Source organism: Polaromonas sp. (assembly GCF_030680935.1).
GTDB lineage: Bacteria > Pseudomonadota > Gammaproteobacteria > Burkholderiales > Burkholderiaceae_C > Polaromonas.
The window spans coordinates 1-24,183 of sequence record NZ_JAUXUP010000044.1; the positions used below are offsets into that span (position 1 = coordinate 1).

Sequence of the window (24,183 nt, forward strand, 5' to 3'; positions counted from 1 at the left end):
GGCGAATCGGTGGGGTGTCGGCCCAGGCGGGGAAGGCGGCAACCCCTGCGGCAACTGCAGCATCGACTTCAGCGGCGTTGGCCAGGGCCACGCGGCCTGTCACTGCTCCGCTGGCAGGGTTGAAGACGGGCTGGCTGCGGCCGGACAGGCCGGCAACAACCTGTCCGTTGATCACGTGGCCAATGTCGGGCGTAGCAGTGCTCATATTTGGACGGCTCATATCATTCATGGGTTTGTCTCCTTGGGTGAGCCTTGAGATTAGCGGACTCTGCTTCTCGGCACCAGTTTGAATTTCTCAAAAGTGTTATAAATAATTCTAATAATGGACATCCAGACACTTCGTATTTTTGTGGCCGTCGCGCGTGAGGGCAATTTGTCGCGCGCGGCCGACAAACTGGCCCTGACCCAGCCTGCTGTCAGCCTGCAGATTAAAGGCCTGCAAGCTGCCACGGGGCTGACACTCTTCACGCGGGGCGCACAAGGCATGAACCTGACGCGCGATGGCGCTGCCCTGCTGCCGCTGGCCGAAAAAGTGCTGGCCGCACAGGGGGATTTCAAAAACGCCGCAGCCCGGTTGCATACCCAGGTGCGGGGCAGGTTGCGCATAGGCACCATCCTGGACCCCGAGTTCACCCGGCTCGGTGCATTTTTGAAAGTGCTGGTCGAGACCGCGCCGCAGGTCGAGACCGAGCTGCGCCAGGCCATGAGCGGCGACGTGCTGGCGCAGATTGAACGCGGTGAGCTGGACGTCGGGTTTTACCTTGGCACGCCGGCCCAGTTTGCGCTTGTGCCCGCAAATGTTGAGTTAAATCAACTGTCAGCCCTTGCTGCATCTGCGCAAACAGCTATCAATACCATAGCAATTGCCGCGCCGGAGCGCTTGGCGCCGTTTGCCATGCGGGCCTTGATGCACTTCAGCTACCGCGTGCTGGCGCCTGCCGGCTGGGGCCCGCAGGTGCAGGGCAAAGACTGGAAAGCATTGGCTGCACTGCCCTGGATTGCCACGCCGCCGGCCTCCGCCCACCACCGCCTGCTGGCAGGCGTCTTTGGCCCGCTGGGCGTTGAGCCGCACCGCGTTGCACTGGTAGACCAGGAGGCCTCCATGCTCGACTTGGTCAAGTCCGGCGTTGGGCTGAGCCTGGTGCGCGACTCGATTGCCATGCGCGAGTCCCATGCCAACGGTCTGGTGATCGCTGACCAGGTCAGCCTGCAAAGCGTGCTGGGTTTTGTCAGCCTGGGCTCCCAGCTTGAAGCGCCGGTGGTGGCCAGCGCCTGGCAGGCGCTTGACGCGGTCTGGGCCTGACACGCGCAGGCCGCGGTGTAGGACACAGTGGGCAAGCGGTTGGTGGCAATTGCCTTCCTGCGCCCACCCTGCGCTGGCTTAACATGTGCTGAAGTGGCGGTATGGTGCAGGGCGGTTTTGCCTGCGCGGCGCCCTGTTTCGTGTATCAATCACTGGCGGTTTGCCCTATCGAAAAAATGCCCTCTTCGGACGAACCCGCCGCGAGCGAGTCCGCTCCGCACATTGACCAGCAAGACACGCCCGATGGCGGGTGTTGTCGCGTGCTGGGTCCGTGGACGGCCGCCGAGCTGACGCTGCAACCGGTGTGGGACGCGCTAGCGACTCAATTGAAGGCGCTGAGCGCCTCCACGTCCGGGGTGGCCGGGGTTTGGGATTTGCGTGAAATTGCGCAACTCGACCATCTGGGTGCCCAGGTGTTGTGGGATCACTGGGGCCGCCAGTGGCCCGAAAAAATTGAACTTCAACCGGCGCAGCGCGCGCTGCTGGAGCGTGTGGCCGAATTCAGCGTGGACCGACCGGTGCCAGTGGCGCCCGGGTTCAGGCAGTCGTTCTTGAAACTTGGCGAAGGCCTGCTGGAAATTGCGGATCACTTCACCGGCCTGGTGGTACTGGTCGGGCGCCTGTTTCTGAACTTGGTCAAGCTTGCCAGAAACCCGAGAGAAGGCCCCTGGCGTGACCTGTCGGGCCACCTGTACCACATTGGTGCCACGGCCTTGCCAATCACCGCGCTGGTCGGCTTTCTGATTGGTGTGGTGCTGGCCTACCTGATTTCGCAGCAGCTCAAGCAGTTTGGTGCCGATGCCTTCATCGTCAACATCCTCGGCATTTCCTTGATCCGTGAGCTCGGCCCGGTGCTGGCCGCGATTTTGATTGCCGGGCGATCCGGCTCGGCCATCACCGCCCAGATCGGCGTCATGCGCGTGACCGAAGAGCTGGACGCCATGCGTGTGATGGGTATTGCGCACAGCTACAGGCTGGTGATGCCGCGCGCCATGGCGCTGGCCATCGTGATGCCGCTGATCAGTGTCTGGACCACACTCGCGGCCCTGCTGGGGGGCATGCTGGCCGCCGATCTGGCCATGGGCATCACGCCATCATTTTTTATCAACGCCTTGCCCGCGGCGGTCGACACCGCCAATCTGACGCTGGCCACCGCCAAGTCGGTGGTGTTTGGGGTGCTGATTGCGCTCATAGGCTGCCACTTCGGCCTGCGCGTCAAACCCAACACCGAAAGCCTGGGGCAGGGCACGACGGCTTCGGTCGTGACCTCCATCACGGTGGTGATTCTGGTCGATGCGCTGTTTGCAGTGCTGTTCAAAAGCATCGGAACCTGATCATGAACAGCAATATCGTTGACATCCGCAAGCTGTGGACCGTTTTCCACAACGGCGACAAAGAGTCGGTGATCCACAAGGACCTGGACCTGACGATTGCGCGTGGTGAATTTCTGTCGCTGGTCGGTGGCTCTGGCACCGGAAAAACCGTGTTGCTGCGGCAGATGCTGGGGCTGGAACAGCCCACAAAAGGCGAGATCACCGTGCTGGACAAACCCGCCGCAGAACTTGGCAAACGCGGCGCGGCCCTGCGTGTCGGCATGCTGTTTCAGCAGGGCGCGCTGTTTTCCGCCTTCACCGTGCTGGAGAACATTGCATTTCCCCTGCGCGAGCTCAAGACCCTGCCCAGCGCACTGATTCATGAAGCGGCCATGGTCAAGCTGCAGATGGTCGGCCTGTCGCCCGATCAGGCCGACAAGATGCCGGCCGACCTGTCGGGCGGCATGGTCAAACGGGTGTCGCTGGCGCGTGCACTCATCATGGACCCGCCGCTGCTGCTGCTGGACGAGCCCACTGCTGGGCTGGATCCTGAAAGCTCGGACAGTTTTTGCGCGCTGCTGCGCTCGCTGCACCGCGATATGGAACTCACGGTGGTGATGGTCACCCACGATCTGGACACCCTGTTTGAACTCAGCACCCGCATCGCCGTGCTGGCAGACCAGAAGGTCATCGTCAGCGGACCGCCCAAAGACGTGGTTGTTTTTCAGCATCCTTTTATCCGCACCTTCTTCCTGGGTGAGCGCGGGCAGCGCGCCATGGAGCTGCTGCGCGAATACCCTTTTACAGTTTGATGCATCGCTGCAGCTATTAAGACAAGAGAGAGGTTTTCAAAATGGAAAACAAAGCCCATGCCCTGGCCGCCGGCGCTTTTGTGCTGGTGGTCTCCGCCCTTCTTGCAGTGCTGGCTGTCTGGCTGACGCGCGACAGTGGCGAGCGCAACCTGTACGAGCTGTCCACGCGCGAGACCATCTCCGGCCTGCAGCCGCAGGCGCAGGTGCGGTTTCGCGGTGTGCCGGTCGGAAAGGTCGAGTTCATCGGTTTTGACCACAAGACCAAGGGCAATGTGCTGATCCGTATCTCTGTCGACGTCGGCACGCCGCTGACGCAATCAACTTTTGCCACCATCAGCTCGCAGGGCGTGACCGGGCTGGGGTTTATCCAGCTTGAAGACGACGGCCCCTTGACGGTGCTGCTGGTGCCCAATGACGACGACCCGCCGCGAATTCCGCTCAAGCCCGGCTGGCTGGACAAGCTGATCGACAAGAGCGAAGTGATCATGGACCAGGTGGAGCAGGCCAGCACCAAACTGAACAAGCTGCTGGGCCCCGAGAACCAGCAGGCTCTGATGGGCACGGTGACGCAGATAGGCGCGGCTGCCGACAGCTTCAACAAGCTGGCACTCAAGCTGGACCCGGTGGTGGCGTCGCTGCCCAAACTCAGCCAGGACGCCAGCGCCACCATGAAGTCGCTGAAAACCGCGGCGGACGATGTCTCCAAAACCGCCACCAGCGTCACCGCCACTTCTGAGCGTCTGAACGCCAAGGGCGGGCCCATCGACAAGGTGGCCGAAGGCGGCGCCGCACTGGCGGCCACAGTGGAGACCTTCAGCGCCGCCACCCTCCCGCGCCTGGGTGAAGTGGCCGAAGAAACCGCCCGCGCCATGCGCCAGCTCAGGCGCACTGTGAACGCGGTGGACGACAACCCGCAATCGCTGATTTTTGGCAACGGCCCGCCCACACCCGGGCCGGGCGAGCCTGGCTTCACCGCTCCCGGAGGAAAACCATGATCCAACTACCTGCTATCAATAAAGTAGCTAATTACGCTTTTCAGGTAAGGGCTAGAGGCCGATTTGGCTTGATATTTTTGGCCGCACTGCTGCTTGGCGCCTGCTCGGCCTTGCCCGACAAACCGACCCGCGCCGCGCTGTACGACTTTGGCCCCGGCCCGCTCAGTGCGCAGCCGACAACGCGGCAGGCCCCCTTGCCGCCGCTGGCGCTGGCCGACATTTCAACCCCCGGTGGCGTGCTGGACAACCAGGCCGTGCTCTACCGCCTGGCTTATGCCGATGCGCAGAATCTGCGGCCCTATTCGAAGGCGCGCTGGAGCATGCCACCGGCCCAACTGGTGCGGCAGCGCCTGCGCGAAACACTCAGCCGGAATCGCGCGGTGCTCAACGCCGGCGAAGGCCCGGCTTTGAACCGTGGCGCCAACCAGGGTGTGTTGCCCCGGGTGCTGCAGCTGGAGCTGGAGGAGTTCAGCCACCTCTTTGATACGCCGACCAGCAGCGTCGGCCTGGTGCGGCTGCGCGCTACGCTTGTAGAAACCACCCCCACCGGCGAGAAATTACTGGCCCAGCGCAACTTCACGGTGCAACGCCCCGCCACCAGTGCTGACGCGCCCGGCGGCGTGCGTGCGCTGACCGCAGCGACAGATGCCGCGATTGAGGAGATCTCGACATGGCTGCAACAGGCCCCCTGAATCCCGATGCAACCGGCGCAGCGCGCGACGTGCGCAGCGAAGGGCCGCCCCGGGCAAGCACAGCCCCCTTGGAGGGCATCCGTCGACCCGCTCAGGACGAACGGAACCCACCGGGGCCGGGGGCCCTCTCCCTGGAAGACAAACTTGGGCAAGCCGGGCTGGAGCTGCTCGGCAACTGCCAGAAGATGTCCGGGCGCGGCCCCACGTTGCTGACGCATTCGGCCTTGCTCGAAGACTTCACACCGCAGGAGCTCGACACCCTGGGCGAGGCCATGCTGCTGATACGCGCCCAGCCCGGCCAGGTGTTGATCAGCGAGGGTGACCAGGGCGACTGGATGCTGCTGCTGCTCAGTGGCACCGTCGACGTCACCAAGTCCACATCACCCGACGAAAACGATCCCGCCGCACCAGACAATGTGTCGCGCCTGGGTGTGGTCACCGAAGGCGCGGCACTCGGCGAGATGTCCATGTTTGACCGCGACTTGCGCTACGCCACCTGCACCGCCATCGACGCGGTAGAGGCTGCTGTGTTGAGCCGCGCCGCCATCGGGCAGCTGATACGCCAGCACCCCGGCGTGGGCGCCAAGCTGGTCGTCAAAATCACCCAGTTGCTGGCGCAGCGGCTGCGCAACACCAGCAACCGCCTGGTCAAAATGCTACAAAAATAATAGCAATTGATGCATGACAAGTAACGATTCCGGGCCGATTCAATTAGGGCGTGGGTAGCGATGCAAACTGGGTCAGGTAACAATGGGTGGCTGGACTGCCAGGCGCGCCACTGTAGAATTTGTCCATGTTCCGCAAAGCGCTCTGGCTCCTGCTTTTGCTGTCTGTCTGCTGGCAGTCACTGGCGCTCGCCGGTTTTGCTGCGGCTCTGGAGAGTGCTGAAGCGTCCCGCCATGCCTTGCAGCATTGGCAGGAGGCAGATCACCACCACCACGAAGACGGTAGCCAACACGCGGATGAAGTTGCTGGAAACGTGCAGCACATGCACGCAGAAAGCATGACCAACGCCGCCGGACCGGTGACCGCGGGCTGGCGCGACTTGTTGGTGCTGCAACCATCGGCGCCCGTCGCCCTGACCGGCTTTGCTCACATTGCACCTGACCTTCAAGGCCCCCTGAGGCCACCCCAAACAGCAGCCTGATCCTGTCTGCGCCGGCGCCCGTTACTGCCTCGTCACCACCTCGATGTAAAGCTTGGCGGCGAGCCGGGTTATCGCAACGAGCGCGACGGCAACCGCGATGCGGCACAGATATTTGCCTGAACCCCGGTGCGATGAGACCGCTGGCTGCGGCGACTTGTCTCCATCGTTGATTCCTTCTGAGTGGTGTTACGCCACTCGACGCACCCCGCGACCTGTTTGATTGAAAGCTCTTTTTATGCATAAACGTTTGTTGAGAGGCCTTGCGGCCGGGCTGGCTCTGGCTGCACCGCTGCTGGCGCTGGCCCACGGTATTTCTGAAGCTGACCAGCAACGCATGCTGGACGGCGGTTACCTCATGTACGTCATGCTGGGAGCCACCCACATGATTACCGGTTATGACCACTTGCTGTTCCTGTTCGGTGTGGTTTTCTTCCTCACCGGGTTCAAGGACATCGCCAAGTTCGTGACCGTGTTCACGCTGGGCCACTGCATCACGCTGATTCTTGCGACCTATTTGCAGATCACCTGGAATTTTTATCTGGTGGACGCTGCCATTGCCATCAGCGTGATCTACAAAGGCTTCGACAACAACGGCGGCTTCCAGAAGTACTTCGACATGAAGTCACCCAACCTGCTGGCTGCCGTCTTCGGGTTTGGCCTTCTGCATGGCTTCGGACTGTCCACCCGCTTGCAGCAGTTGCCTCTGGGCGATGACAATCTGGCTATTCTGGGGCGCATTTTGAGCTTCAACCTTGGTGTTGAAATTGGCCAGATTCTGGCGCTTGTCGTGATGGTCGGATTGCTGGCGATCTGGCGCAGGCGGGCGTCGTTCAAACGCTTCAGCTACGCTGCCAATCTGGCGCTGGTCTGGGCCGGTGCCCTGCTGCTGCTGATGCAACTGCATGGTTATCAGCACAGCGCGGACCCCGATGGTTTTGGTTTTCCCCGCCAGGAACACAAACACGCGCATGAGGACATGGATGTCGACAAGGCAGCCGACCCCAGCCGGGACAAACTTTGACTTTCACCCCTTTTTTATTCATTACCCGGAGATTTTCATGAAACACATCATCACTACACTCGCCTGCGCAGCCGCATTTGCTGTTGCTTCTTCACCAGCGTTCGCGTCAGCGGGCGGCAGTTGCCACTTCCACGGCAACAAACCCGCGGTGGAGGCCACCGTGCTCGCCTGCGCGGTGCAGCGAAAAGACGCGCTGGCAAGCAGTGGAAAAATTGACGCCTCCTGGAAAAGTGTCAAACAGGACAAGGTAGAGCAGGTCGATGGCAAGAAAGGCAAAGAGTGGAAAGTGACCTTTGCAAACCCCGCCGCGAAAGACAAAGGCAAGGAAACGCTGTATCTGTTCTTTACCGTGCCGGGTAACTTCATAGCCGCAAACTTCACCGGTCAATGAAAGTGTTGTCATGAACACACCCGCCCTGCGCGGTGGCTTGCTGGCTTTGCTGGCAGCCACGCTGTTTGGCGTCAGCACGCCGCTGGTTCAGTACTTTGGCGCGGGTATGGGCGCGCTGAGCACGGCGGCCCTGCTGTATGCCGGCGCTGCGGTGGCGGGTGCCCTGTTCAGGCGCGGCGCCGCGCGCGAGGCCGGGCTGCGCCGCAGCGATCTGCCGCGCCTGTTGGCGGTGGTGGCGTTTGGCGCAGTGATTGGCCCGGTCGCGCTGGCCTGGGGTCTGCAGCGCACCAGCGGCGCCAGTGCTTCGCTGATGCTCACGCTGGAGGCCCTGTTCACCGCCGTGCTCGCCTGGCGGCTGTACCGCGAAACCATGGACGCCCGGGTCTGGGCCGCCATGGCGCTGCTGCTGGCAGGCGGTGTGGTGCTGATTCTGGGCCAGGGCCGGCTTGGCGGCCCCCAGCTGGCGGGCATGCTGGCCGTGCTGGTGGCCACAGCCGCCTGGGGCATAGACAACACCCTGTCGCGCGCGCTGGCCGAGCGTGATCCCGGGCAGGTGGTGATGCTCAAGGCGGCGCTGGGCGCAGCGGTCACTGCACTGCTGGCGGTGGTTTTTTCAGAGCCCACGCCGCGCTGGGGCGCTATAGCCGGCTTGCTGGCCGTGGGCGCCACTGGCTACGGTCTGAGCCTGCGCTTTTACCTGCTGGCGCAACGCGCCTTTGGCGCCGCACGCACCGGCTCGGTCTTCGCTTTTGCACCGTTTATTGGTGCTGTGCTGGCACTGGCCATGGGCGACCGCTCGGTCAGCGCCTGGGTAGGCGCTGGTGGCCTGCTCATGCTGGGCGGCGTGTTGCTGCACCTGATGGAGTCACACGGCCATAGGCACGAACACGCGGCGCTGGACCACGAACATGCGCACAACCACGCCGACGGCCACCACAACCACACGCACAGCCCCCCGCCCGAAGGGTCACACAGCCACCCGCATCACCACGAAGCGCAAGCCCACGCGCACCCGCATGTGCCGGATGCGCATCACCTGCATCGGCACGGGTGAGATCATCGTTGATATTTGCTATTAAAAATGTAGCTGCTTGCGCTTGTTCGACAAGGGCCGGCGGCCAATTTGCTTACAAACTTCGGCCCAGAACCGGAAACAGCTTGTGGAGTCCGCCGGCCATGACTTCGATGGCCAGCGCGGCCAGGATCAGGCCCATCAGCCGGGTCATCACATTGATGCCGGTTTTGCCGAGCACGCGGGCAATCGGGTCGGCCAGCGCAAAGCAGACAGCCGTGGCCAGGCCAATCACCACGCCGTAGCCGACCAGCATGCTGAGCTGAAGAAAATTCTGCGCCTTCTCTGCGTAGATCACCACAGTGGACATGGTGGCGGGCCCGGTCAACAGGGGAATTGTCAAAGGCACCACTGCAATGCTGGCGCCCATGGCGGCTTTTTCTGCCCCGTCCTCGAACTCATTGGTCTGCGCCTTGGCTTCGGCGGGCTGGGCATTGAGCATGTTCATGGAACTGATGAGCAGCAGCATGCCGCCGCCCACCTGGAAACTCGCCAGCGAGATGCTGAAAAAGTCCAGAATCTGCAGCCCCAGCAGCGCGCTGGTGGCGATCACCACAAACGCGCTGAACGAGGCGGTGAGTATGGTGCGCCTGCGTTGCGCGCTTGAGAAGCCCTGTGTGTAGTGAATGAAAAACGGCACGATGGCCAGTGGGTTGACGATGGCCAGCAGCGCCACCAGCGGTTTGAAGTCCATCACCTGCCTCCGCCAATATCCAGCAAAGCGCCGGTGGTGTAACTCGACTCGCTGCCCAACAGCCAGATGATGCTGTGCGCGACTTCATCGGCGGTGCCGGCGCGTAACATCGGTAGCTGCGGTGCGATCTGGCGCGCGCGCTCAGGCAGGCCGCCAGAGGCGTGGATGTCGGTGTCTATGATGCCGGGACGTACCGCATTGACGCGTATGCCTTCGGCCGCCACTTCCTTGGCCAGGCCCAGGGTGAAGATATCAACTGCGCCCTTGGACGCCGCGTAATCGACATACTGGCCCGGCGCGCCCAGCCGCGCGGCCACGCTGGAGACATTGACGATTGCGCCGCCTGCGCCGCCGTACCGTGTGCTCATGCGTTTGATGGCTTCGCGTGCGCAAACCATGGTGCCAATCACGTTGATGTCAAACATGCGCTTGAGGCGCGCCACACTCATGCCGTCCACCCGTGCGGTCTGGTCCACCACCCCGGCGTTGTTCACCAGCGCGGTCAGGCGGCCCAGTTTGGCATCGACTTTTTCAAACATCGCCAGCACCTGGCTTTCCTCGGCGACATCGGCTTGCACCGTGATGGCAGTACCGCCTTTCTCCCGAATCTGCCGCACCACCTCATCAGCAGCCAGCGAATTGGCGCTGTAGTTGACGGCCACGGCGTAACCGGCGCGTGCGGCCAGCAGAGCGGTTGCGGCGCCTATGCCGCGCGATGCGCCGGTGATCAAAATGACTTGGGACAAAACCAGCCTCCAGCAAAAAGTGGCAATCCCGGTTACAACCCGGGGTGACCTGAATCTACATCAATCGGCCGCGCGCCGGAACGGAGACACCTTTGAGCACCACCACCATCGACTATTACTTCACCCCGCAAAGCCCGTGGACCTACCTGGGCCACCAGCGTTTTGTCCAGATAGCGCACGCTGCGGGGGCGACGGTGCGGGTTCTGCCGGTGGACTTCGGCAAAATCTTCCCGATCTCCGGCGGCCTGCCCTTGGGCCAGCGCGCGCCGCAACGCCAGGCCTACCGGCTGGTGGAGCTGCAGCGCTTCAGCGAGCACCTGAAGATGCCTTTGAACCGGCAGCCGAAGTTTTTCCCGGTGGGGGGCGATCCGGCCGCACGCCTGATCACGGCAACCAGCCAGCAGCTGGGCAGTGACGCGGCCCTGAAACTGGCCGGCGCGGTGTTTCAGGCCGTCTGGGCGCAAGAGCGCAACATCGCCGATGAGCAGGTGCTGGCAGAGATTCTGAAAGAATGCGCGCTGGATGGCGCACTGGCTGCGCGGGCCAGCAGCCCCGATGTGCAGCAACTGTACGAAGCCCACACCCAGAAAGCCATCGATGCGGGCGTGTTTGGCGCCCCCAGTTATGTGATTGACGGGGAGATTTTCTGGGGCCAGGACCGGCTCGACCTGCTTGAGAAAAAACTCTCCAAATAAACGGAATCGTTAACCTGAACCAAGGAGATTTTTGACATGGGTAAATTCATCGACCTCAAGGCAGCCGACGGTTTTGTCTTTCCGGCTTACGTGGCTGAACCGTCGGGCAAGCCAAAAGCCGCCGTGGTGGTGCTGCAGGAAATTTTTGGCGTCAATTCGCACATCCGCTCAGTGGCAGACGGTTACGCGGCAGCGGGCTACCTTGCCGTGGCACCGGCCACCTTTCACCGTGTGCAGCCCGGCGTGGACCTGGGCTACACGGAGGCCGACATGAACGCCGGCTTTGCGCTGAAAACCGCCGTGGAGGCCTTGCCCGCGCCCGGTGTATTGCATGACCTCCAGGCCGCCATCAACCACGCAGCGCAGACGACAGGCGGCAAGGTGGGCGTCGTGGGGTATTGCTGGGGCGGGCTGCTGACCTGGCGTGCGGCCTGCTCCTTGTCCGGTCTGTCGGCCGCTGCGCCCTATTACGGTGGTGGCATGACGGTGGGTGACGAGCCCGCCCGCCAGCCCGCCTGCCCGGTGATGGTGCACTTCGGCAACCAGGACCACTGGATTCCGATGGACACGGTCGAGGCCTTCAAGAAGGCCCAGCCCGGCCTTGAGGTCCATGTCTATGAAGCCAATCACGGCTTCAACTGTGACCAGCGTGGCTCGTACAACGAAGCTGCGGCCACGCTGGCGAAGCAGCGCACGCTGGAGTTTTTTGCCAAATACCTCGGTTGAACATGGCACGCCCTCAGCGTTTGTGGTCATTTCGGCCTCTGGCCCTTGCGCGGTATGCGCAAGCAGCTATTGTTTTAGTAGCATTTTCCGCGTCTGCGCAGGCGGCTGACTACAGCGGCCCGCTGTTCGACGCGCACCTGCACTACAACGAAGAAGCGTTTGGCCCGCCGCAGGCCGCCAACACCGGCCCGCACCCGCTGAGTGATGTGCTGGCCCGCATGCAGCGCAACGGCGTCCGCGCCATCATTGCCAACAGCCGGCCCAACGATGGCAGCCAGGCCCTGGCAGCGTCGCCGCAGACCCGTGCGGCCGGCGTCACGGTCGTGCCTTTCATCCGGCTGTACCGCAACCGCGCCGACTACGACAGCTGGTTTCGCGACGAGACCATTTACGAGATGGTGCAGGCCGAGTTTGCGCGTGGCGTGACAGGTGCCCAGGCCGGGCCCTACAAAGGCATCGGCGAATTTCATTTGTACGACAGCGCCAACGCCAATGGGCCGGTGGCCAAAAAGCTCATGCAGTTTGCCGAGAAAAACAAGCTGGCGGTGCTGTCGCATGTGGACGATGTGGCGATCGACCTGCTGATGGCGCATGCGCCCAAAGTGCGGCTGATCTGGGCGCACACCGGCATAGGCGGCGCGCCCGCTTCGCGCGTGGACGCACTGTTTGCCCGTTACCCGACGCTGATGGGCGAGTTGTCTTACCGGCCCGGCCTGACTTGCGACGGTGGCAAGCTTTGCGCTGACTGGCGCGCGCTGCTGCTCAAGTACCCCGATCGGTTCATGATTGGCTCGGACACCTGGGTCAACCAGCGCTGGCAGTATTACGACGAACTCATGAAGGGCTACCGCGTGTGGCTCGGCGATCTGCCGCCCGATGTGGCGCGAAAAATCGGCTGGGACAACGGGGCCGGTTTGTTTGGAGTGAAGTAGTGTCGCGTTGCGCTGCTGATATTTCGTGAAAAGTTGCCTGTGACCATTGATCTTCACTACTACCCCAGCACCGCTTCCATGGTGCCGCACATCGTCCTTGAAGAAATCGGTGTGCCTTACCAGCGCGTGCTGGTGGACCGCATGCAAAACGCCCACAAGACGCCGGACTACCTGAAACTAAATCCCAACGGTTTGATTCCGGTACTGATCGACGCCGAGTTGACGCTGTATGAAACTGCTGCGATCTGCCTGCACCTGTGCGACACGCATCCCGAAGCAGCGCTGGCCCCGGCTCTGGGCACGGAAGAACGCGCGCACCTCTACAAATGGCTGATGTGGCTGACCAACACGCTGCAAGCCACGCTGATCATTTATTTCTATCCTGAGCGCTTCGCCTTGCCGGGCAATACAGCAGGCGCTGCCGAAGTCAAGACGCAGGCCGAGACAAAAATTGGCGGCATGCTGGACCAGCTCGATGCCGAACTGGCACGCCACGACGGCCCCTGGTTTGGTGGCCAAGCCTACAGCCTGCTTGACCCGTATGTGCTCACCCTGTGTCGCTGGACGCGCAACTTCAGCTCCCCCGCCGCGCGCACGCGGCCGCAGCTGGGGCCGTATCTGCAACGCATGCTGGCAAGGCCTGCGGTGCAGCGGGTGTTGGCTGCCGAAGGACTGGCGCCACCGTTTGTCTGAAGCGCCGCTCGCGGCGCCGCCTTAACGCGCCGTCCTGGCCAGATACTGCTTGCGCCAGAACACGGTGCCCACGCCTGCGACCAGCACAATCATGAAGCCAAAGATCCACCAGAAGCCGTTGCGGGTGTGGATCAGGGGCAGAAACTCGAAGTTCATGCCGAAAAATCCGGTGATCAGGTTCAGCGGCAGAAAAATGGCAGTCAATGCGGTCAATGTGCGCATGATGCTGTTGGTGCGGTTGCTTTGCGCGCTGAAGTGGATCTGCACCACGGTCTCGGCCGACTGCTCCAGCCGGCGAGCGTGGTGCACCACGCGCTGGATGTGTTCAATCACGTCGCGCGCTCTGGCCACCATCTGGTCGCGGCGCGTCTGCGCCAGCTGCGCATCGGCGGCAAACGACGACATCGGTTGCTCGCGCAGCGAGTCCAGCCATTCCTGCATCGCGTCGTGTTGTTCGTCGCACAGGTCTTCCAGCACATGCAGCTGGCTGCGTGCGCCCATCAGCGAGCCCCAGTTGATGAAACGCGAGTTGGGTTTGAGCAGCTCGGCCTGCCAGTGCTCCAGCTGGGTGGTGAGCTCCTTGCGGACATCGAGGTAGCTGTCCACCATGGTGTTGACCATGCGCAGCACCAGGTCGGCCGGGCTCGCAGGAATGCGGCTGCGCGCCGAGGCGGCATCGACGCTGAGCTTGGCGTCTGTCAGCGAGCGCTCGATGAAACTTTTGGCGGTGTAGCAGCCGCGCGGGTGCACACTGATCAGCAGCCGGTCGAACACCACAAACCCGACGGCGCGCGAACTGATGCGGTTGAAGGCAGGCAAGCCACCGCGCGCTTTGATGCGCGGCTGGCCGCCCTGGCCGTGGTAGGCCTCGATGGCTGCATCGTGCTCGGCCTCGGCGCGTGTCTCAACCTGGGTTGCCAGCCGCCGGAAAACGATCAGGTCGTAGATGGAGGTGAAGTCGTAGTGGGACGGGTGGACGGCGTTGCCCAGGTCCTGGCAGTGCAGATCGAGCAGGGCAGAGCCGCCGATTTGTTGCGCGGCTTGCTGCAAAAGCGGCAAATGGGTTTCAAACTCGTCGCGGTCAAAAAATAGCCAGACAAAACCATCGGTCGGCGACTGCGCAGGCAGTGCGTCCGAGAAACGCAGGCTGTCGGCGGTGAATTCAACAATTTGCACAGCGTCTGTCCGGTTTGAAGCTAAATTGGCCTGTAGCCCTTGGCAGTCATGCGCAGACAGCTATGCTTTTTGTAGCAATCGGGCTGCTGCAATGGCAAAGTAGGTCAGCACGCCGTCGGCCCCGGCGCGCTTGAAAGCCAGCAGGCTTTCCATCATCACCGCGTCGTGGTCCAGCCAGCCGTTCTGCGCCGCAGCTTTCAGCATCGCGTATTCGCCGCTGACCTGGTAAGCAAAGGTCGGCACGCCGAACTCGTCCTTCACGCGGCGCACCACGTCCAGGTAGGGCATGCCGGGTTTGACCATCACCATGTCGGCGCCTTCGGCGATGTCCATTGCGACTTCGCGCAATGCTTCGTCGCTGTTGCCCGGGTCCATCTGGTAGACCTTTTTGTCGGCCTTGCCCAGGTTGCCGCTTGATCCCACCGCATCGCGGAAGGGGCCGTAAAAGGCGCTCGCGTATTTGGCGCTGTAGGCCATGATGCGGGTGTGGATCAGCTTGCGCGATTCCAGCGCCTGGCGTATCGCGCCAATGCGCCCGTCCATCATGTCGCTGGGCGCGACGATGTCGACACCGGCTTCGGCCTGCACCAGTGCCTGACCCACCAGCAGCTCAATGGTTTCGTCGTTCAGGATGTAGCCGGTTTCCTTGTCCGGCAGACCGTCCTGGCCGTGGCTGGTGAAGGGGTCCAGCGCCACGTCGGTCATCACACCGAGTTCGGGGAAGCGCTTTTTCAGCTCACGCACCACACGTGGCACCAGCCCGTCGGGATTCAGCGCCTCCTTGCCGTCGTAAGTTTTTAGCGACGCATCGATCACCGGGAACAGCGCCATCACCGGAATACCGAGTTGCACACATTCTTCGGCCACCCGCAGCAGCAGGTCCAGGCTCAGGCGTTCGACACCGGGCATGGAGGCCACGGCCTCACGGCGGTTCTGGCCTTCGGTGACAAACACCGGATAGATCAGGTCATGGGCGCTGAGCGCGTTTTCGCGCACCAGGTTGCGCGTGAAGCTGTCGCGGCGCAGGCGGCGGGGCCGGCCAAGCGGAAAGGGGGCAAATGCGGTCATTGGCAAATTGTGCCAAAGCTTTGCAGGCGGTGACGAAACAATTTGCCGCTGCCGCCCGACAGCATCGGCAGGCGCGGGGCTGGCCTGCCTCTGGCAAACCCTTGGTGTCATCCGCCAAACGGCGCTTGTTCTGGCAGCTGGCCGTGGTTAGAATTAATGTGTGTTGTTACCTTTTGGTGGCAGCATCCCGCTTTTCCTCCCTGAGCGGGTGCCTTGAAGTGTCACAGCAGAAAAGGCTTCCAGGCCCGGCTGACCTTGCGTCATCCGGGCATTTTTTTGTGCGGCATTTCCATAAATCCGCTTTTCGGGCGAATTGCGGCGTTGCGCGGTGCTCGCAATCCTCATGTACCCAAGTACATTCCGGTTGCTGTGCGCCGCGCGCCTTGCACTTCATCCCGACAAGCGAATTTCTGGAAACGCCGCGAGCCACGTTATAGCGCGCACTAAACTACGCGGATGCTCTGGGTCAAATCACTTCACATTGTTTTTGTTGCCAGCTGGTTTGCGGGCCTGTTTTACCTGCCGCGTATTTTTGTGAACCTTGCCATGGTGCCGCCCGAAAGTCTGGCCGAGCATGAGCGGCTGATCCTGATGGCGCGCAAACTGCTGCGTTTCACAACACTGCTGGCCGTGCCCGCACTGGGTTTTGGACTGTGGCTGTGGCTAGGCTACGGCATTGGACGCGGACCGGGCAATGGCTGGATGCACGCCAAGCTGCTGGTGGTGGCCCTGGCACTGGGTTATCACCACGCCTGCTGGCTTCTTCTGAAAAAATTCGTCGCCAGGCGCAACACCCGCAGCCACAAGTGGTTTCGCTGGTTCAACGAAGTGCCGGTACTGCTGCTGCTGGCTGCCGTTGTGCTGGTGGTTGTCAAGCCGTTCTAGGCATCACGAGGCCCCCAGCGTGCCATCCCCGCCTTCACCAGCAGACGCGAGCGAACCGGCTTTGCCGGGCGCGATGCGTCGTCCCCTGGAAGGGGAAAAGGAACGACACGAAGCGAAGCGGAGTGCGGACGATAGGGGTGAACCAACAGCTTCACTCCCTCTGGCCCTGGCCACCATGTGCCTGATTGTTTATGCCAGCCTCTACCCCTTTGCCCACTGGCGCAACCAGGGCATCTCGCCGCTGACCTTTCTGACGGCACCGCTGCCGCGTTACTGGACCGGTTTTGACGTGGCTGTGAACCTGGCCGGTTACGCGCCGCTTGGTTTTTTGCTGGCCCTGGCGGCACTGCGCAGCGGCCGCACGCGCTGGGCGGTCAGTGTGGCGCTGCTCATTGCAGCGCTGCTATCGCTGGTGATGGAGACTCTGCAAAGTTACCTGCCGTCGCGCGTGCCCTCGAATGTCGATCTGGTGCTGAACGCGCTGGGCGCATGGCTGGGTGCCTGCAGCGCCTGGCTTCTGGAGAAAGCCGGCGCGCTGGACCGCTGGAGCCGCGTGCGCCAGCGCTGGTTTGTGCGTGATGCCCGGGGCGGGCTGGTGTTGCTGGCCTTGTGGCCGGTGGCGCTGCTGTTTCCGGCTTCGGTGCCGCTCGGCCTGGGGCAGGTGATAGAGCGGCTGGAGTTGTCACTGGCCGATGCGCTGGCCGACACGCCTTTTCTGGAGTGGCTGCCGGTGCGCGACATTGAGCTGCAGCCGCTGGTGCCGGGTGTCGAGGTGATCTGTGTGGCGCTGGGCGCGTTGATCCCCTGTCTGCTGGGCTACTGCGTGATTCGCACGCTTGCGCAGCGCGTTGTCCTGCTGGTCGCCGTGCTGGCGGCAGGCATCGCACTGACCGCCCTGTCGGCTGCCCTCAGTTATGGGCCCGAACATGCCTGGGCCTGGCTGGACCTGCCGGTGCAGGTGGGTCTGGTCATGGGCGGCGTGTTGGCCCTGATGCTGCTTCCGGTGCCGCGCAGGGCCTGTGCGGCGCTGCTGCTGCTGGGGCTGAGCATTCACTTATCGCTGCTCAACCAGGCGCCGGCCAGCCCCTACTTTGCCGAGACCCTGCAAACCTGGGAACAGGGGCGTTTTGTGCGCTTCAACGGTCTGGCGCAGTGGCTGGGCTGGCTCTGGCCGTATGCCGCGCTGATGTATGTGCTGGTGCGTTTGTCCAGCCGCAAAGCCGCAGAAGCTGCCGAAAGTAAAATCGGCGCATGACTTCCCCCACCGCGCCAGCCCATTCGTATTACGAGCGACACATCTTCTTTTGCCTGAATCACCGCGACGGCGGCGAAGACAGCTGTTCCAGGCACAAGGCGCAGGACGGCTTTGACCGCTGCAAAGCCCAGGTCAAGGCAGCCGGTCTGGCCGGGCCCGGCAAGGTGCGGGTCAACAAAGCCGGTTGCCTGGACCGCTGTACTGCCGGTCCGGTGGCGGTGGTGTACCCCGAGGCCGTCTGGTACACCTATGTGGATGCGCACGACATTGACGAGATTGTCGAGTCGCACTTGAAAAATGGTCAGGTGGTAGAGCGCCTGCTTACACCGCCGCAACTGGGCCGCTGAACCTCTTCAGGCACTCCCTGCCTGCGCCCCATGCATGATTTGCGACTTTGGCCCTTATGTGGCGGGCGTAAGCAGCTCCTGTTTTTATAGCAAATTAAAATTCTTTCACACTTTAATGAACGTCCATACCCAAAAAATCAGCATTGCCGGGCCTGTCGGTGCGCTGGAAGTGGCGCTGGATGCGCCGACTGGCACTTCGCGCGGCGTGGCGGTCATTGCGCACCCGCACCCGCTGTTTGGCGGCACGCTGGACAACAAGGTGGTGCAAACGATGGCGCGCGCCTTCACCCAGGCTGGCTGGACGGCCGTGCGTTTCAATTTTCGCGGCGTAGGCGCCAGTGAAGGTGTGTATGACGAAGGCCGTGGCGAGGTGGAAGACATGCTGGCTGTGGTGCAGCATGCAGCGCCAACCGGCGAGCTGGCGCTGGCCGGATTTTCTTTTGGCGCCTTTGTGACTTCGCACGTGTTCGCCCGTCTGCTGGCCAAGCGTCCGGTGGCCAAACTGGTGCTGGTGGGCACCGCCGCCAGCCGCTTTGCGGTGGCGCCGATTGCCGAAGCGGCGCACGAGCAGACGCTGGTGGTGCATGGCGAGCTGGACGACACGGTGCCGCTGCAGGCGGTGCTGGATTGGGCGCGTCCGCAGCTACTGCCTGTTACGGTTGTGCCCGGGGGCGGGCATTTCTTTCATGGACAATTGCCGCTGCTGAAAAGTCTGGTGGCCCGCCACCTGCGCTGACAGGCCCGCCATCTTCATTCCCAGGTTTTTTCCAGGTTTTATTGCTCCATGCACCGTTTTCTCACTGCCTTTCGTGGCCTGGCCACTTCGTTCGCCATCGCTTCCTGCCTTGCCGTTTCCCCTGCCGCGCAAGCCCAGGCACCGCAGCCACCCGAAGTGGCTGCCCGCTCTTATCTGCTGCTCGACGTGACCGCCAACCAGATTCTGGCGGCCAAGGACATTGACTCCCCGGTGGAGCCGGCGTCGCTGACAAAGCTGATGACCGAGTACCTGGTGTTTGACGCCCTCAAGTCAAAAAAGATTGACCTCAAGCAGACCTTCCCGGTCAGCGAGCGCGCGTGGAAAATGCCCGGCTCGCGCATGTTCATCGACCCCAAGATGCAGGTGCCGGTTGAAGATCTGATCAAGGGCATGATCGTCCAGTCCGGCAACGACGCCACCATGGCGCTGGCCGAGGGCGTGGGCGGAAGCGCCGAAAACTTTGTCAAGCTCATGAACGAGCAGGCCAAGGCGCTGGGTATGAAAAACACCAGTTACAAAAACCCGGAAGGGCTGACCGAGCCGGGCCACACCACCACTGCGCGTGACCTGAGCATTCTGTCGACCCGCCTGATGCAGGATTTTCCCGATTACATGGGTTTTTCCGCCATCAAGAAGTACCGCTACCCGGGGACGCCGGCCGCGAACGACACCAACCGCAATACCCTGCTGTTCCGCGACCCAACGGTGGACGGCCTGAAAACCGGTCACACCGCCGCTGCCGGCTACTGCATGATCGCCACGGCCAAACGCGATTTCCCCAATCTTGGTGTCGCTGGAGCCCCCGGCGGACGGCGCCTGGTGGCCATCGTGCTGGGCGCCGCCAGCGACAGTGCCCGCGCCAATGAGTCGCAAAAGCTGCTTAACTGGGGCTATACCGCCTTTGAGGCCGTCAAGTTGTTCGACGCCGGCCAGGCGGTCGCCTCTCCGGCTGTCTGGAAAGGCAAGTCAGCAACCCTCAAACTGGGGCGTCAGCAGGCCATCGTAGTGGCCATTGCCGCAGGCAGCTCCGCCAAAGTCCAGACCCAGATCGCCCGGCCGGACCCGCTGGTCGCCCCGTTTGTCAAAGGCCAGCAAGTGGGCACCCTCAAAGTCAGCCTGGGCGGCGAACAAGCCGTGCTCGAAGTCCCGCTGGTGGCACTGGAAGCGGTGGAAGAAAGCGGCATTCTGGGCCGCGCCTGGGACTCCATCCGGCTCTGGATCAAATAATCCGGCCAGGCAGCCGCCGGGGCGGGCAGCGGTGCAACGGGCGTTCAGGCTGCAACTGGCCCTGTACCGGCCAAGTTTGCCAATAGGCACCCAAACTGCTACACTCGAAGGCTTTTCCGGAATTTCCGGGGAGATTCACGTTTTCGCATAAATATTTCACGTATTTAGTCAAGTCAGATACCAGACGTTTAGGGACGTTTTTACATGCCAACCATCAATCAGCTAGTCCGTCAGGGGCGCGAGGTCGAAAAGATCAAGTCCAAGAGCCCCGCGATGGAAAACTCTCCGCAGCGCCGCGGTGTGTGCACCCGTGTGTACACCACGACGCCCAAGAAGCCAAACTCCGCTCTGCGTAAAGTCGCCAAAGTGCGCCTGACCAACGGGTTTGAAATCATTTCCTACATCGGCGGCGAAGGCCACAACCTGCAGGAACACAGCGTTGTGCTGGTTCGCGGCGGTCGTGTCAAGGACTTGCCCGGTGTGCGTTACCACATCGTCCGTGGTTCGCTCGATCTGCAAGGCGTGAAAGACCGCAAGCAGTCGCGCTCCAAGTACGGTGCGAAGAAGCCAAAGGCCAAATAAGCCAAACCGGTTCGGGTTTTATCGCCCGCGCCAGAGGATGTTGTCATGACGTCTTCAAAAACAGGTGTTTGAATCACCCTGGCAGGTGTTTCAAGCGAAGTGACCCAAGTGCAAATTGTTTGTACCGGTCGAGTAAGTGAGGGTTTTGATAACCCTCGCGGTGCCGCCAAAAGCAGCACCAACTGAAGCAAAGAGGTGAAAAAATGCCACGTCGTCGCGAAGTCCCTAAACGTGAAATTCTTCCTGATCCGAAATACGGCAATGTTGACCTTGCCAAGTTCATGAACGTGATCATGCAAGGCGGCAAAAAGGCCGTCGCAGAGCGCATCATTTACGGTGCGCTCGACTTCATCGAGAAAAAGAACCCGGGCAAAGATCCGCTGGAGGCTTTTCACATGGCCATCGGCAACATCAAGCCCATGGTTGAAGTGAAGTCCCGCCGCGTGGGCGGTGCTAACTACCAGGTGCCGGTTGAAGTGCGCCCGGTGCGCCGCATGGCGCTGGCCATGCGCTGGTTGAAAGAAGCCGCCAAAAAGCGTGGCGAAAAGTCCATGTCCCTGCGTCTGGCCAATGAGCTGATGGAAGCCACCGAAGGCCGTGGCGGCGCCATGAAAAAGCGTGACGAAGTTCACCGCATGGCCGAAGCCAACAAGGCGTTCAGCCACTTCCGTTTCTGATTTTCGCTGGCAGTATTTGCTGCCCTTGATTTGACGGGTTGCCGGCCGGACCCAAGGTGTCAAACGCCTTGATTCCGGGTGGTTCAACCCCAATTCTGCCGCTGGGCGCACAAGGCCTTGACGGCAGACGCGTAGAAAAACACGAGAGATGCCTGGGTGGGCAGTTTTTCAACGAGTCGTTTTCTCTTTGTTCGCAATCCCGAACTGAAAGTAATTTATGTCCCGCGCTACCCCCATTCAAAACTACCGCAACATTGGCATTTCCGCGCACATTGACGCCGGCAAGACCACGACCACCGAGCGGATCCTCTTTTACACCGGCGTGAACCACAAAATCGGTGAAGTGCACGACGGCGCGGCCACCATGGACTGGATGGAGCAGGAGCAGGAGCGTGGCATCACGATCACTTCCGCCGCCACCACCTGCTTCTGGAAGGGCATGGACACGTCCCTGCCTGAGCACCGCATCAACATCATTGACACCCCGGGTCACGTGGACTTCACGATTGAAGTCGAGCGTTCCATGCGTGTGCTCGACGGCGCCTGCATGGTCTATTGCGCCGTGGGCGGCGTTCAGCCCCAGTCCGAGACGGTCTGGCGCCAGGCCAACAAGTACAAAGTGCCGCGTCTGGCCTTTGTCAACAAGATGGACCGTACCGGTGCCAACTTCTTCAAAGTCGTGGAGCAGATGAAGCTGCGCCTGAAGGCCAGCCCTGTGCCCATGGTGATCCCTATCGGTGCTGAAGAGCACTTCACCGGCGTGGTCGACCTGATCAAGATGAAAGCCATCATCTGGGACGAAGCTTCGCAGGGCATGAAGTTCACCTACAGCGAAATCCCGGCCGAGCTGCTGGAGCTGGCCAAGGAATGGCGCGAGAAGATGGTTGAAGCTGCGGCCGAAGCCTCGGAAGAGTTCATGAACAAGTACCTGGAAGAAGGTGACTTGACCGAAGACGAGATCAAGCTGGGCATCCGCACGCGTACCATCGCCAGCGAAATCCAGCCCATGTACTGCGGCTCTGCCTTCAAGAACAAGGGTGTGCAGCGCATGCTGGACGCCGTGATTGAATTCATGCCGTCGCCCATCGACATTCCACCTGTCAAGGGCATGGACGAAGACGAAGCGCCTGTCACCCGCAAGGCTGACGATGGCGAGAAGTTCTCTGCTCTGGCATTCAAACTGATGACTGACCCGTTTGTGGGCCAGCTGACGTTTGTGCGCGTGTACTCCGGCGTGCTGAAAAAAGGCGACAGCGTTTTCAACCCGATCAAGGGCAAGAAAGAGCGTATCGGCCGTATCGTGCAAATGCACGCCAACAACCGCGAAGAAGTCAGCGAAATCCGCGCCGGCGACATTGCCGCCTGTGTGGGCCTGAAAGACGTGACGACCGGCGAAACCCTGTGCGATCCGGACGCCATCATCATGCTCGAGCGCATGGTGTTCCCCGAGCCTGTGATTACCCAGGCGGTGGAGCCCAAGACCAAGGTCGACCAAGAAAAAATGGGCATCGCCTTGCAGCGTCTGGCCCAGGAAGATCCGTCTTTCCGCGTCAAAACCGACGAAGAGTCTGGCCAGACCCTGATTGCCGGCATGGGCGAGCTGCATCTGGAAATCATTGTGGACCGCATGAAGCGCGAGTTCGGCGTTGAAGCCAACGTCGGCAAGCCGCAGGTGGCTTACCGCGAAACCATTCGCAAGACCATTGAAGATGCCGAAGGCAAGTTTGTGCGTCAGTCGGGCGGCAAAGGCCAGTATGGCCACGTGGTGCTCAAGATTGAACCCAATGAAATGGGCAAGGGCGTTGAGTTTGTCGACGCCATCAAGGGTGGCGTGGTTCCGCGCGAGTACATCCCTGCGGTTGAAAAAGGCATCCACGAGGCCGTGACCTCGGGCGTGCTGGCCGGTTACCCGGTGGTGGACGTCAAGGTGACGCTGCATTTCGGCTCGTACCACGATGTGGACTCGAACGAAATGGCCTTCAAGATGGCTGCGATCTTTGGTTTCAAGGAAGGCTGCCGCAAGGCCAACCCGGTGATTCTGGAGCCGATGATGGCGGTCGAGGTGGAAACGCCTGAAGACTACGCCGGCAACGTGATGGGCGATCTGTCCTCACGCCGCGGCATGGTGCAGGGCATGGAAGACATGGTTGGTGGCGGCAAGGCCATCAAGGCCGAGGTGCCGCTGTCGGAAATGTTCGGTTACTCGACCACACTGCGTTCGATGTCGCAGGGCCGTGCCACCTACACCATGGAGTTCAAGCATTACTCCGAGGCTCCGCGCAATGTGTCCGAAGCCATCATGGCTGCACGCGCCAAGTAAGTAAAAAAGATGCCGGATCCGCAAGGGCCGGCATCGCCAATTTCTTGTCTGCGATTGTGTGCCCCTCACTGCCCGTGGTGATGGAATCAGCAATACAGTGCAGACGTTAAACCATACACGGGCACGTTCTTTACTGGAGTTTTAAATGGCAAAAGGCAAATTTGAGCGGACCAAACCGCACGTCAACGTAGGCACCATCGGGCACGTTGACCATGGCAAAACCACATTGACGGCGGCGATCACCACCGTGCTCGCAGCCAAATTCGGCGGCGAAGCCAAAGGCTACGACCAGATTGACGCGGCTCCGGAAGAAAAAGCCCGCGGCATCACCATCAACACCGCCCACGTTGAATACGAGACGGCGAATCGCCACTACGCCCACGTCGATTGCCCAGGCCACGCCGACTATGTGAAAAACATGATCACCGGCGCAGCCCAGATGGACGGCGCTATCCTGGTTTGCTCCGCAGCTGACGGCCCAATGCCTCAGACCCGTGAGCACATCCTGCTGGCTCGCCAGGTGGGTGTTCCTTACATCATCGTGTTCCTGAACAAGTGCGACATGGTGGACGACGCTGAACTGTTGGAGCTGGTCGAAATGGAAGTTCGCGAACTCCTCGACAAGTACGACTTCCCTGGCGACAAGACCCCCATCAT

At 61.6% G+C, this 24,183-nt stretch carries 28 protein-coding genes; 22 read left to right on the plus strand and 6 right to left on the minus strand.

Annotated features, from left to right (window positions below; genetic code table 11):
* Positions 1-205: aldehyde dehydrogenase family protein (locus tag Q8L50_RS11625; protein WP_370869790.1), on the minus strand; the 205-nt coding region annotated here is incomplete at its 3' end.
* 117 nt (positions 206-322) lie between these two features.
* Here Q8L50_RS11625 and Q8L50_RS11630 point away from each other — a divergent pair.
* From Q8L50_RS11630 to Q8L50_RS11655, 6 genes are all read left to right on the plus strand, one after another.
* Positions 323-1,303, plus strand: a complete 981-nt coding sequence (locus Q8L50_RS11630; protein WP_305348798.1) for a LysR family transcriptional regulator — start codon at positions 323-325, stop codon at positions 1,301-1,303.
* A 176-nt stretch (positions 1,304-1,479) separates the two neighbouring features.
* Complete coding sequence (locus tag Q8L50_RS11635) at positions 1,480-2,637, plus strand: ABC transporter permease (protein ID WP_305348799.1); 1,158 nt, start codon at positions 1,480-1,482, stop codon at positions 2,635-2,637.
* Between the two features lie 2 nt (positions 2,638-2,639).
* Positions 2,640-3,428 (plus strand): ABC transporter ATP-binding protein, encoded by a 789-nt coding sequence (locus Q8L50_RS11640; protein WP_305348800.1) that lies wholly within the window; start codon positions 2,640-2,642, stop codon positions 3,426-3,428.
* 41 nt (positions 3,429-3,469) lie between these two features.
* Complete coding sequence (locus tag Q8L50_RS11645) at positions 3,470-4,423, plus strand: MlaD family protein (protein ID WP_305348801.1); 954 nt, start codon at positions 3,470-3,472, stop codon at positions 4,421-4,423.
* 77 nt (positions 4,424-4,500) lie between these two features.
* A complete protein-coding gene (locus Q8L50_RS11650; protein WP_370869791.1) occupies positions 4,501-5,115 on the plus strand; it encodes an ABC-type transport auxiliary lipoprotein family protein in 615 nt (204 codons plus the stop codon).
* Positions 5,094-5,783, plus strand: a complete 690-nt coding sequence (locus Q8L50_RS11655; RefSeq protein ID WP_305348803.1) for a cyclic nucleotide-binding domain-containing protein — start codon at positions 5,094-5,096, stop codon at positions 5,781-5,783. Before Q8L50_RS11650 ends, Q8L50_RS11655 begins: the two co-directional genes overlap by 22 nt.
* A 176-nt stretch (positions 5,784-5,959) precedes the next feature.
* Here Q8L50_RS11655 and Q8L50_RS11660 read toward each other — a convergent pair whose 3' ends face one another.
* The gene (locus Q8L50_RS11660; RefSeq protein ID WP_305348804.1) at positions 5,960-6,211 is read right to left on the minus strand and encodes a hypothetical protein; all 252 of its coding nucleotides are present in this window, start codon (positions 6,209-6,211) and stop codon (positions 5,960-5,962) included.
* Between the two features lie 286 nt (positions 6,212-6,497).
* On the opposite strand from Q8L50_RS11660, the gene Q8L50_RS11665 reads away from it, so the two are divergent.
* From Q8L50_RS11665 to Q8L50_RS11675, 3 genes are read left to right on the plus strand one after another with little or no spacing between them, the layout of a single operon-like run.
* Positions 6,498-7,283, plus strand: a complete 786-nt coding sequence (locus Q8L50_RS11665; protein ID WP_305348805.1) for a HupE/UreJ family protein — start codon at positions 6,498-6,500, stop codon at positions 7,281-7,283.
* Positions 7,284-7,320: 37 nt separating this feature from the next.
* Positions 7,321-7,674, plus strand: a complete 354-nt coding sequence (locus Q8L50_RS11670) for a DUF6488 family protein (protein WP_305348806.1) — start codon at positions 7,321-7,323, stop codon at positions 7,672-7,674.
* A gap of 10 nt (positions 7,675-7,684) precedes the next feature.
* The gene (locus Q8L50_RS11675) at positions 7,685-8,728 is read left to right on the plus strand and encodes a DMT family transporter (RefSeq protein ID WP_305348807.1); all 1,044 of its coding nucleotides are present in this window, start codon (positions 7,685-7,687) and stop codon (positions 8,726-8,728) included.
* A gap of 73 nt (positions 8,729-8,801) precedes the next feature.
* Here Q8L50_RS11675 and Q8L50_RS11680 read toward each other — a convergent pair whose 3' ends face one another.
* The gene (locus Q8L50_RS11680; RefSeq protein ID WP_305348808.1) at positions 8,802-9,440 is read right to left on the minus strand and encodes a MarC family protein; all 639 of its coding nucleotides are present in this window, start codon (positions 9,438-9,440) and stop codon (positions 8,802-8,804) included.
* Positions 9,440-10,186 carry an SDR family oxidoreductase gene (locus Q8L50_RS11685; protein ID WP_305348809.1) on the minus strand — a complete coding sequence of 249 codons (747 nt, stop codon included), beginning with the start codon at positions 10,184-10,186 and terminating at the stop codon, positions 9,440-9,442. Before Q8L50_RS11685 ends, Q8L50_RS11680 begins: the two co-directional genes overlap by 1 nt.
* A 92-nt stretch (positions 10,187-10,278) precedes the next feature.
* On the opposite strand from Q8L50_RS11685, the gene Q8L50_RS11690 reads away from it, so the two are divergent.
* From Q8L50_RS11690 to Q8L50_RS11705, 4 genes are read left to right on the plus strand one after another with little or no spacing between them, the layout of a single operon-like run.
* Complete coding sequence (locus Q8L50_RS11690; RefSeq protein WP_305348810.1) at positions 10,279-10,881, plus strand: 2-hydroxychromene-2-carboxylate isomerase; 603 nt, start codon at positions 10,279-10,281, stop codon at positions 10,879-10,881.
* 36 nt (positions 10,882-10,917) lie between these two features.
* Entirely contained in the window at positions 10,918-11,607 is a 690-nt protein-coding gene (locus tag Q8L50_RS11695) for a dienelactone hydrolase family protein (protein ID WP_305348811.1), read from the plus strand.
* 2 nt (positions 11,608-11,609) lie between these two features.
* Positions 11,610-12,539, plus strand: coding sequence for an amidohydrolase family protein (locus tag Q8L50_RS11700; RefSeq protein WP_305348812.1), 930 nt, complete (start codon positions 11,610-11,612; stop codon positions 12,537-12,539).
* A 39-nt stretch (positions 12,540-12,578) separates the two neighbouring features.
* A complete protein-coding gene (locus Q8L50_RS11705; RefSeq protein ID WP_305348813.1) occupies positions 12,579-13,232 on the plus strand; it encodes a glutathione S-transferase family protein in 654 nt (217 codons plus the stop codon).
* A gap of 21 nt (positions 13,233-13,253) precedes the next feature.
* On the opposite strand, the gene Q8L50_RS11710 is transcribed toward Q8L50_RS11705, so the two are convergent.
* Both Q8L50_RS11710 and hemB read right to left on the minus strand, forming a co-directional pair.
* Positions 13,254-14,408 (minus strand): magnesium transporter CorA family protein, encoded by a 1,155-nt coding sequence (locus Q8L50_RS11710; RefSeq protein WP_305348814.1) that lies wholly within the window; start codon positions 14,406-14,408, stop codon positions 13,254-13,256.
* A gap of 60 nt (positions 14,409-14,468) precedes the next feature.
* Positions 14,469-15,476 carry a porphobilinogen synthase gene (gene hemB / locus Q8L50_RS11715; protein WP_305348815.1) on the minus strand — a complete coding sequence of 336 codons (1,008 nt, stop codon included), beginning with the start codon at positions 15,474-15,476 and terminating at the stop codon, positions 14,469-14,471.
* 456 nt (positions 15,477-15,932) lie between these two features.
* Between hemB and Q8L50_RS11720 the strand changes: the two genes are divergently transcribed.
* The 9 genes from Q8L50_RS11720 to Q8L50_RS11760 all read left to right on the plus strand — a co-directional run.
* Entirely contained in the window at positions 15,933-16,361 is a 429-nt protein-coding gene (locus Q8L50_RS11720; protein WP_305348816.1) for a CopD family protein, read from the plus strand.
* Between the two features lie 175 nt (positions 16,362-16,536).
* Positions 16,537-17,616 (plus strand): VanZ family protein, encoded by a 1,080-nt coding sequence (locus Q8L50_RS11725; RefSeq protein ID WP_305348817.1) that lies wholly within the window; start codon positions 16,537-16,539, stop codon positions 17,614-17,616.
* Complete coding sequence (locus Q8L50_RS11730; protein WP_305348818.1) at positions 17,613-17,963, plus strand: ferredoxin; 351 nt, start codon at positions 17,613-17,615, stop codon at positions 17,961-17,963. The genes Q8L50_RS11725 and Q8L50_RS11730 overlap by 4 nt, the downstream gene beginning before the upstream one ends.
* Before the next feature lie 115 nt (positions 17,964-18,078).
* Positions 18,079-18,699 carry an alpha/beta hydrolase gene (locus Q8L50_RS11735; protein ID WP_305348819.1) on the plus strand — a complete coding sequence of 207 codons (621 nt, stop codon included), beginning with the start codon at positions 18,079-18,081 and terminating at the stop codon, positions 18,697-18,699.
* 48 nt (positions 18,700-18,747) lie between these two features.
* Positions 18,748-19,947, plus strand: a complete 1,200-nt coding sequence (locus Q8L50_RS11740; RefSeq protein ID WP_305348820.1) for a D-alanyl-D-alanine carboxypeptidase family protein — start codon at positions 18,748-18,750, stop codon at positions 19,945-19,947.
* Between the two features lie 204 nt (positions 19,948-20,151).
* The gene (gene rpsL, locus Q8L50_RS11745) at positions 20,152-20,529 is read left to right on the plus strand and encodes a 30S ribosomal protein S12 (RefSeq protein ID WP_092130055.1); all 378 of its coding nucleotides are present in this window, start codon (positions 20,152-20,154) and stop codon (positions 20,527-20,529) included.
* A gap of 203 nt (positions 20,530-20,732) precedes the next feature.
* A complete protein-coding gene (rpsG, locus tag Q8L50_RS11750) occupies positions 20,733-21,206 on the plus strand; it encodes a 30S ribosomal protein S7 (RefSeq protein ID WP_188710046.1) in 474 nt (157 codons plus the stop codon).
* Positions 21,207-21,423: 217 nt separating this feature from the next.
* Positions 21,424-23,526 carry an elongation factor G gene (gene fusA / locus Q8L50_RS11755; protein WP_305348821.1) on the plus strand — a complete coding sequence of 701 codons (2,103 nt, stop codon included), beginning with the start codon at positions 21,424-21,426 and terminating at the stop codon, positions 23,524-23,526.
* 145 nt (positions 23,527-23,671) lie between these two features.
* On the plus strand, positions 23,672-24,183 hold a 512-nt coding region (locus Q8L50_RS11760; protein WP_305348822.1), incomplete at its 3' end, for a GTP-binding protein.

Excerpts from the sequence above, each read along its gene's own strand:
- Q8L50_RS11720 (WP_305348816.1), top strand. The coding sequence starts at position 15,933 with ATGCTCTGGGTCAAATCACTTCACATTGTTTTTGTTGCCAGCTGGTTT.
- rpsL (WP_092130055.1), top strand. The coding sequence starts at position 20,152 with ATGCCAACCATCAATCAGCTAGTCCGTCAGGGGCGCGAGGTCGAAAAG.
- Q8L50_RS11740 (WP_305348820.1), top strand. The coding sequence starts at position 18,748 with ATGCACCGTTTTCTCACTGCCTTTCGTGGCCTGGCCACTTCGTTCGCC.
- hemB (WP_305348815.1), bottom strand. The coding sequence starts at position 15,476 with ATGACCGCATTTGCCCCCTTTCCGCTTGGCCGGCCCCGCCGCCTGCGC.
- rpsG (WP_188710046.1), top strand. The coding sequence starts at position 20,733 with ATGCCACGTCGTCGCGAAGTCCCTAAACGTGAAATTCTTCCTGATCCG.
- Q8L50_RS11665 (WP_305348805.1), top strand. The coding sequence starts at position 6,498 with ATGCATAAACGTTTGTTGAGAGGCCTTGCGGCCGGGCTGGCTCTGGCT.
- Q8L50_RS11645 (WP_305348801.1), top strand. The coding sequence starts at position 3,470 with ATGGAAAACAAAGCCCATGCCCTGGCCGCCGGCGCTTTTGTGCTGGTG.
- Q8L50_RS11680 (WP_305348808.1), bottom strand. The coding sequence starts at position 9,440 with ATGGACTTCAAACCGCTGGTGGCGCTGCTGGCCATCGTCAACCCACTG.
- Q8L50_RS11630 (WP_305348798.1), top strand. The coding sequence starts at position 323 with ATGGACATCCAGACACTTCGTATTTTTGTGGCCGTCGCGCGTGAGGGC.
- Q8L50_RS11730 (WP_305348818.1), top strand. The coding sequence starts at position 17,613 with ATGACTTCCCCCACCGCGCCAGCCCATTCGTATTACGAGCGACACATC.
- Q8L50_RS11735 (WP_305348819.1), top strand. The coding sequence starts at position 18,079 with ATGAACGTCCATACCCAAAAAATCAGCATTGCCGGGCCTGTCGGTGCG.
- Q8L50_RS11675 (WP_305348807.1), top strand. The coding sequence starts at position 7,685 with ATGAACACACCCGCCCTGCGCGGTGGCTTGCTGGCTTTGCTGGCAGCC.
- Q8L50_RS11635 (WP_305348799.1), top strand. The coding sequence starts at position 1,480 with ATGCCCTCTTCGGACGAACCCGCCGCGAGCGAGTCCGCTCCGCACATT.
- Q8L50_RS11695 (WP_305348811.1), top strand. The coding sequence starts at position 10,918 with ATGGGTAAATTCATCGACCTCAAGGCAGCCGACGGTTTTGTCTTTCCG.
- Q8L50_RS11700 (WP_305348812.1), top strand. The coding sequence starts at position 11,610 with ATGGCACGCCCTCAGCGTTTGTGGTCATTTCGGCCTCTGGCCCTTGCG.
- Q8L50_RS11655 (WP_305348803.1), top strand. The coding sequence starts at position 5,094 with ATGGCTGCAACAGGCCCCCTGAATCCCGATGCAACCGGCGCAGCGCGC.
- fusA (WP_305348821.1), top strand. The coding sequence starts at position 21,424 with ATGTCCCGCGCTACCCCCATTCAAAACTACCGCAACATTGGCATTTCC.
- Q8L50_RS11640 (WP_305348800.1), top strand. The coding sequence starts at position 2,640 with ATGAACAGCAATATCGTTGACATCCGCAAGCTGTGGACCGTTTTCCAC.
- Q8L50_RS11670 (WP_305348806.1), top strand. The coding sequence starts at position 7,321 with ATGAAACACATCATCACTACACTCGCCTGCGCAGCCGCATTTGCTGTT.
- Q8L50_RS11725 (WP_305348817.1), top strand. The coding sequence starts at position 16,537 with ATGTGCCTGATTGTTTATGCCAGCCTCTACCCCTTTGCCCACTGGCGC.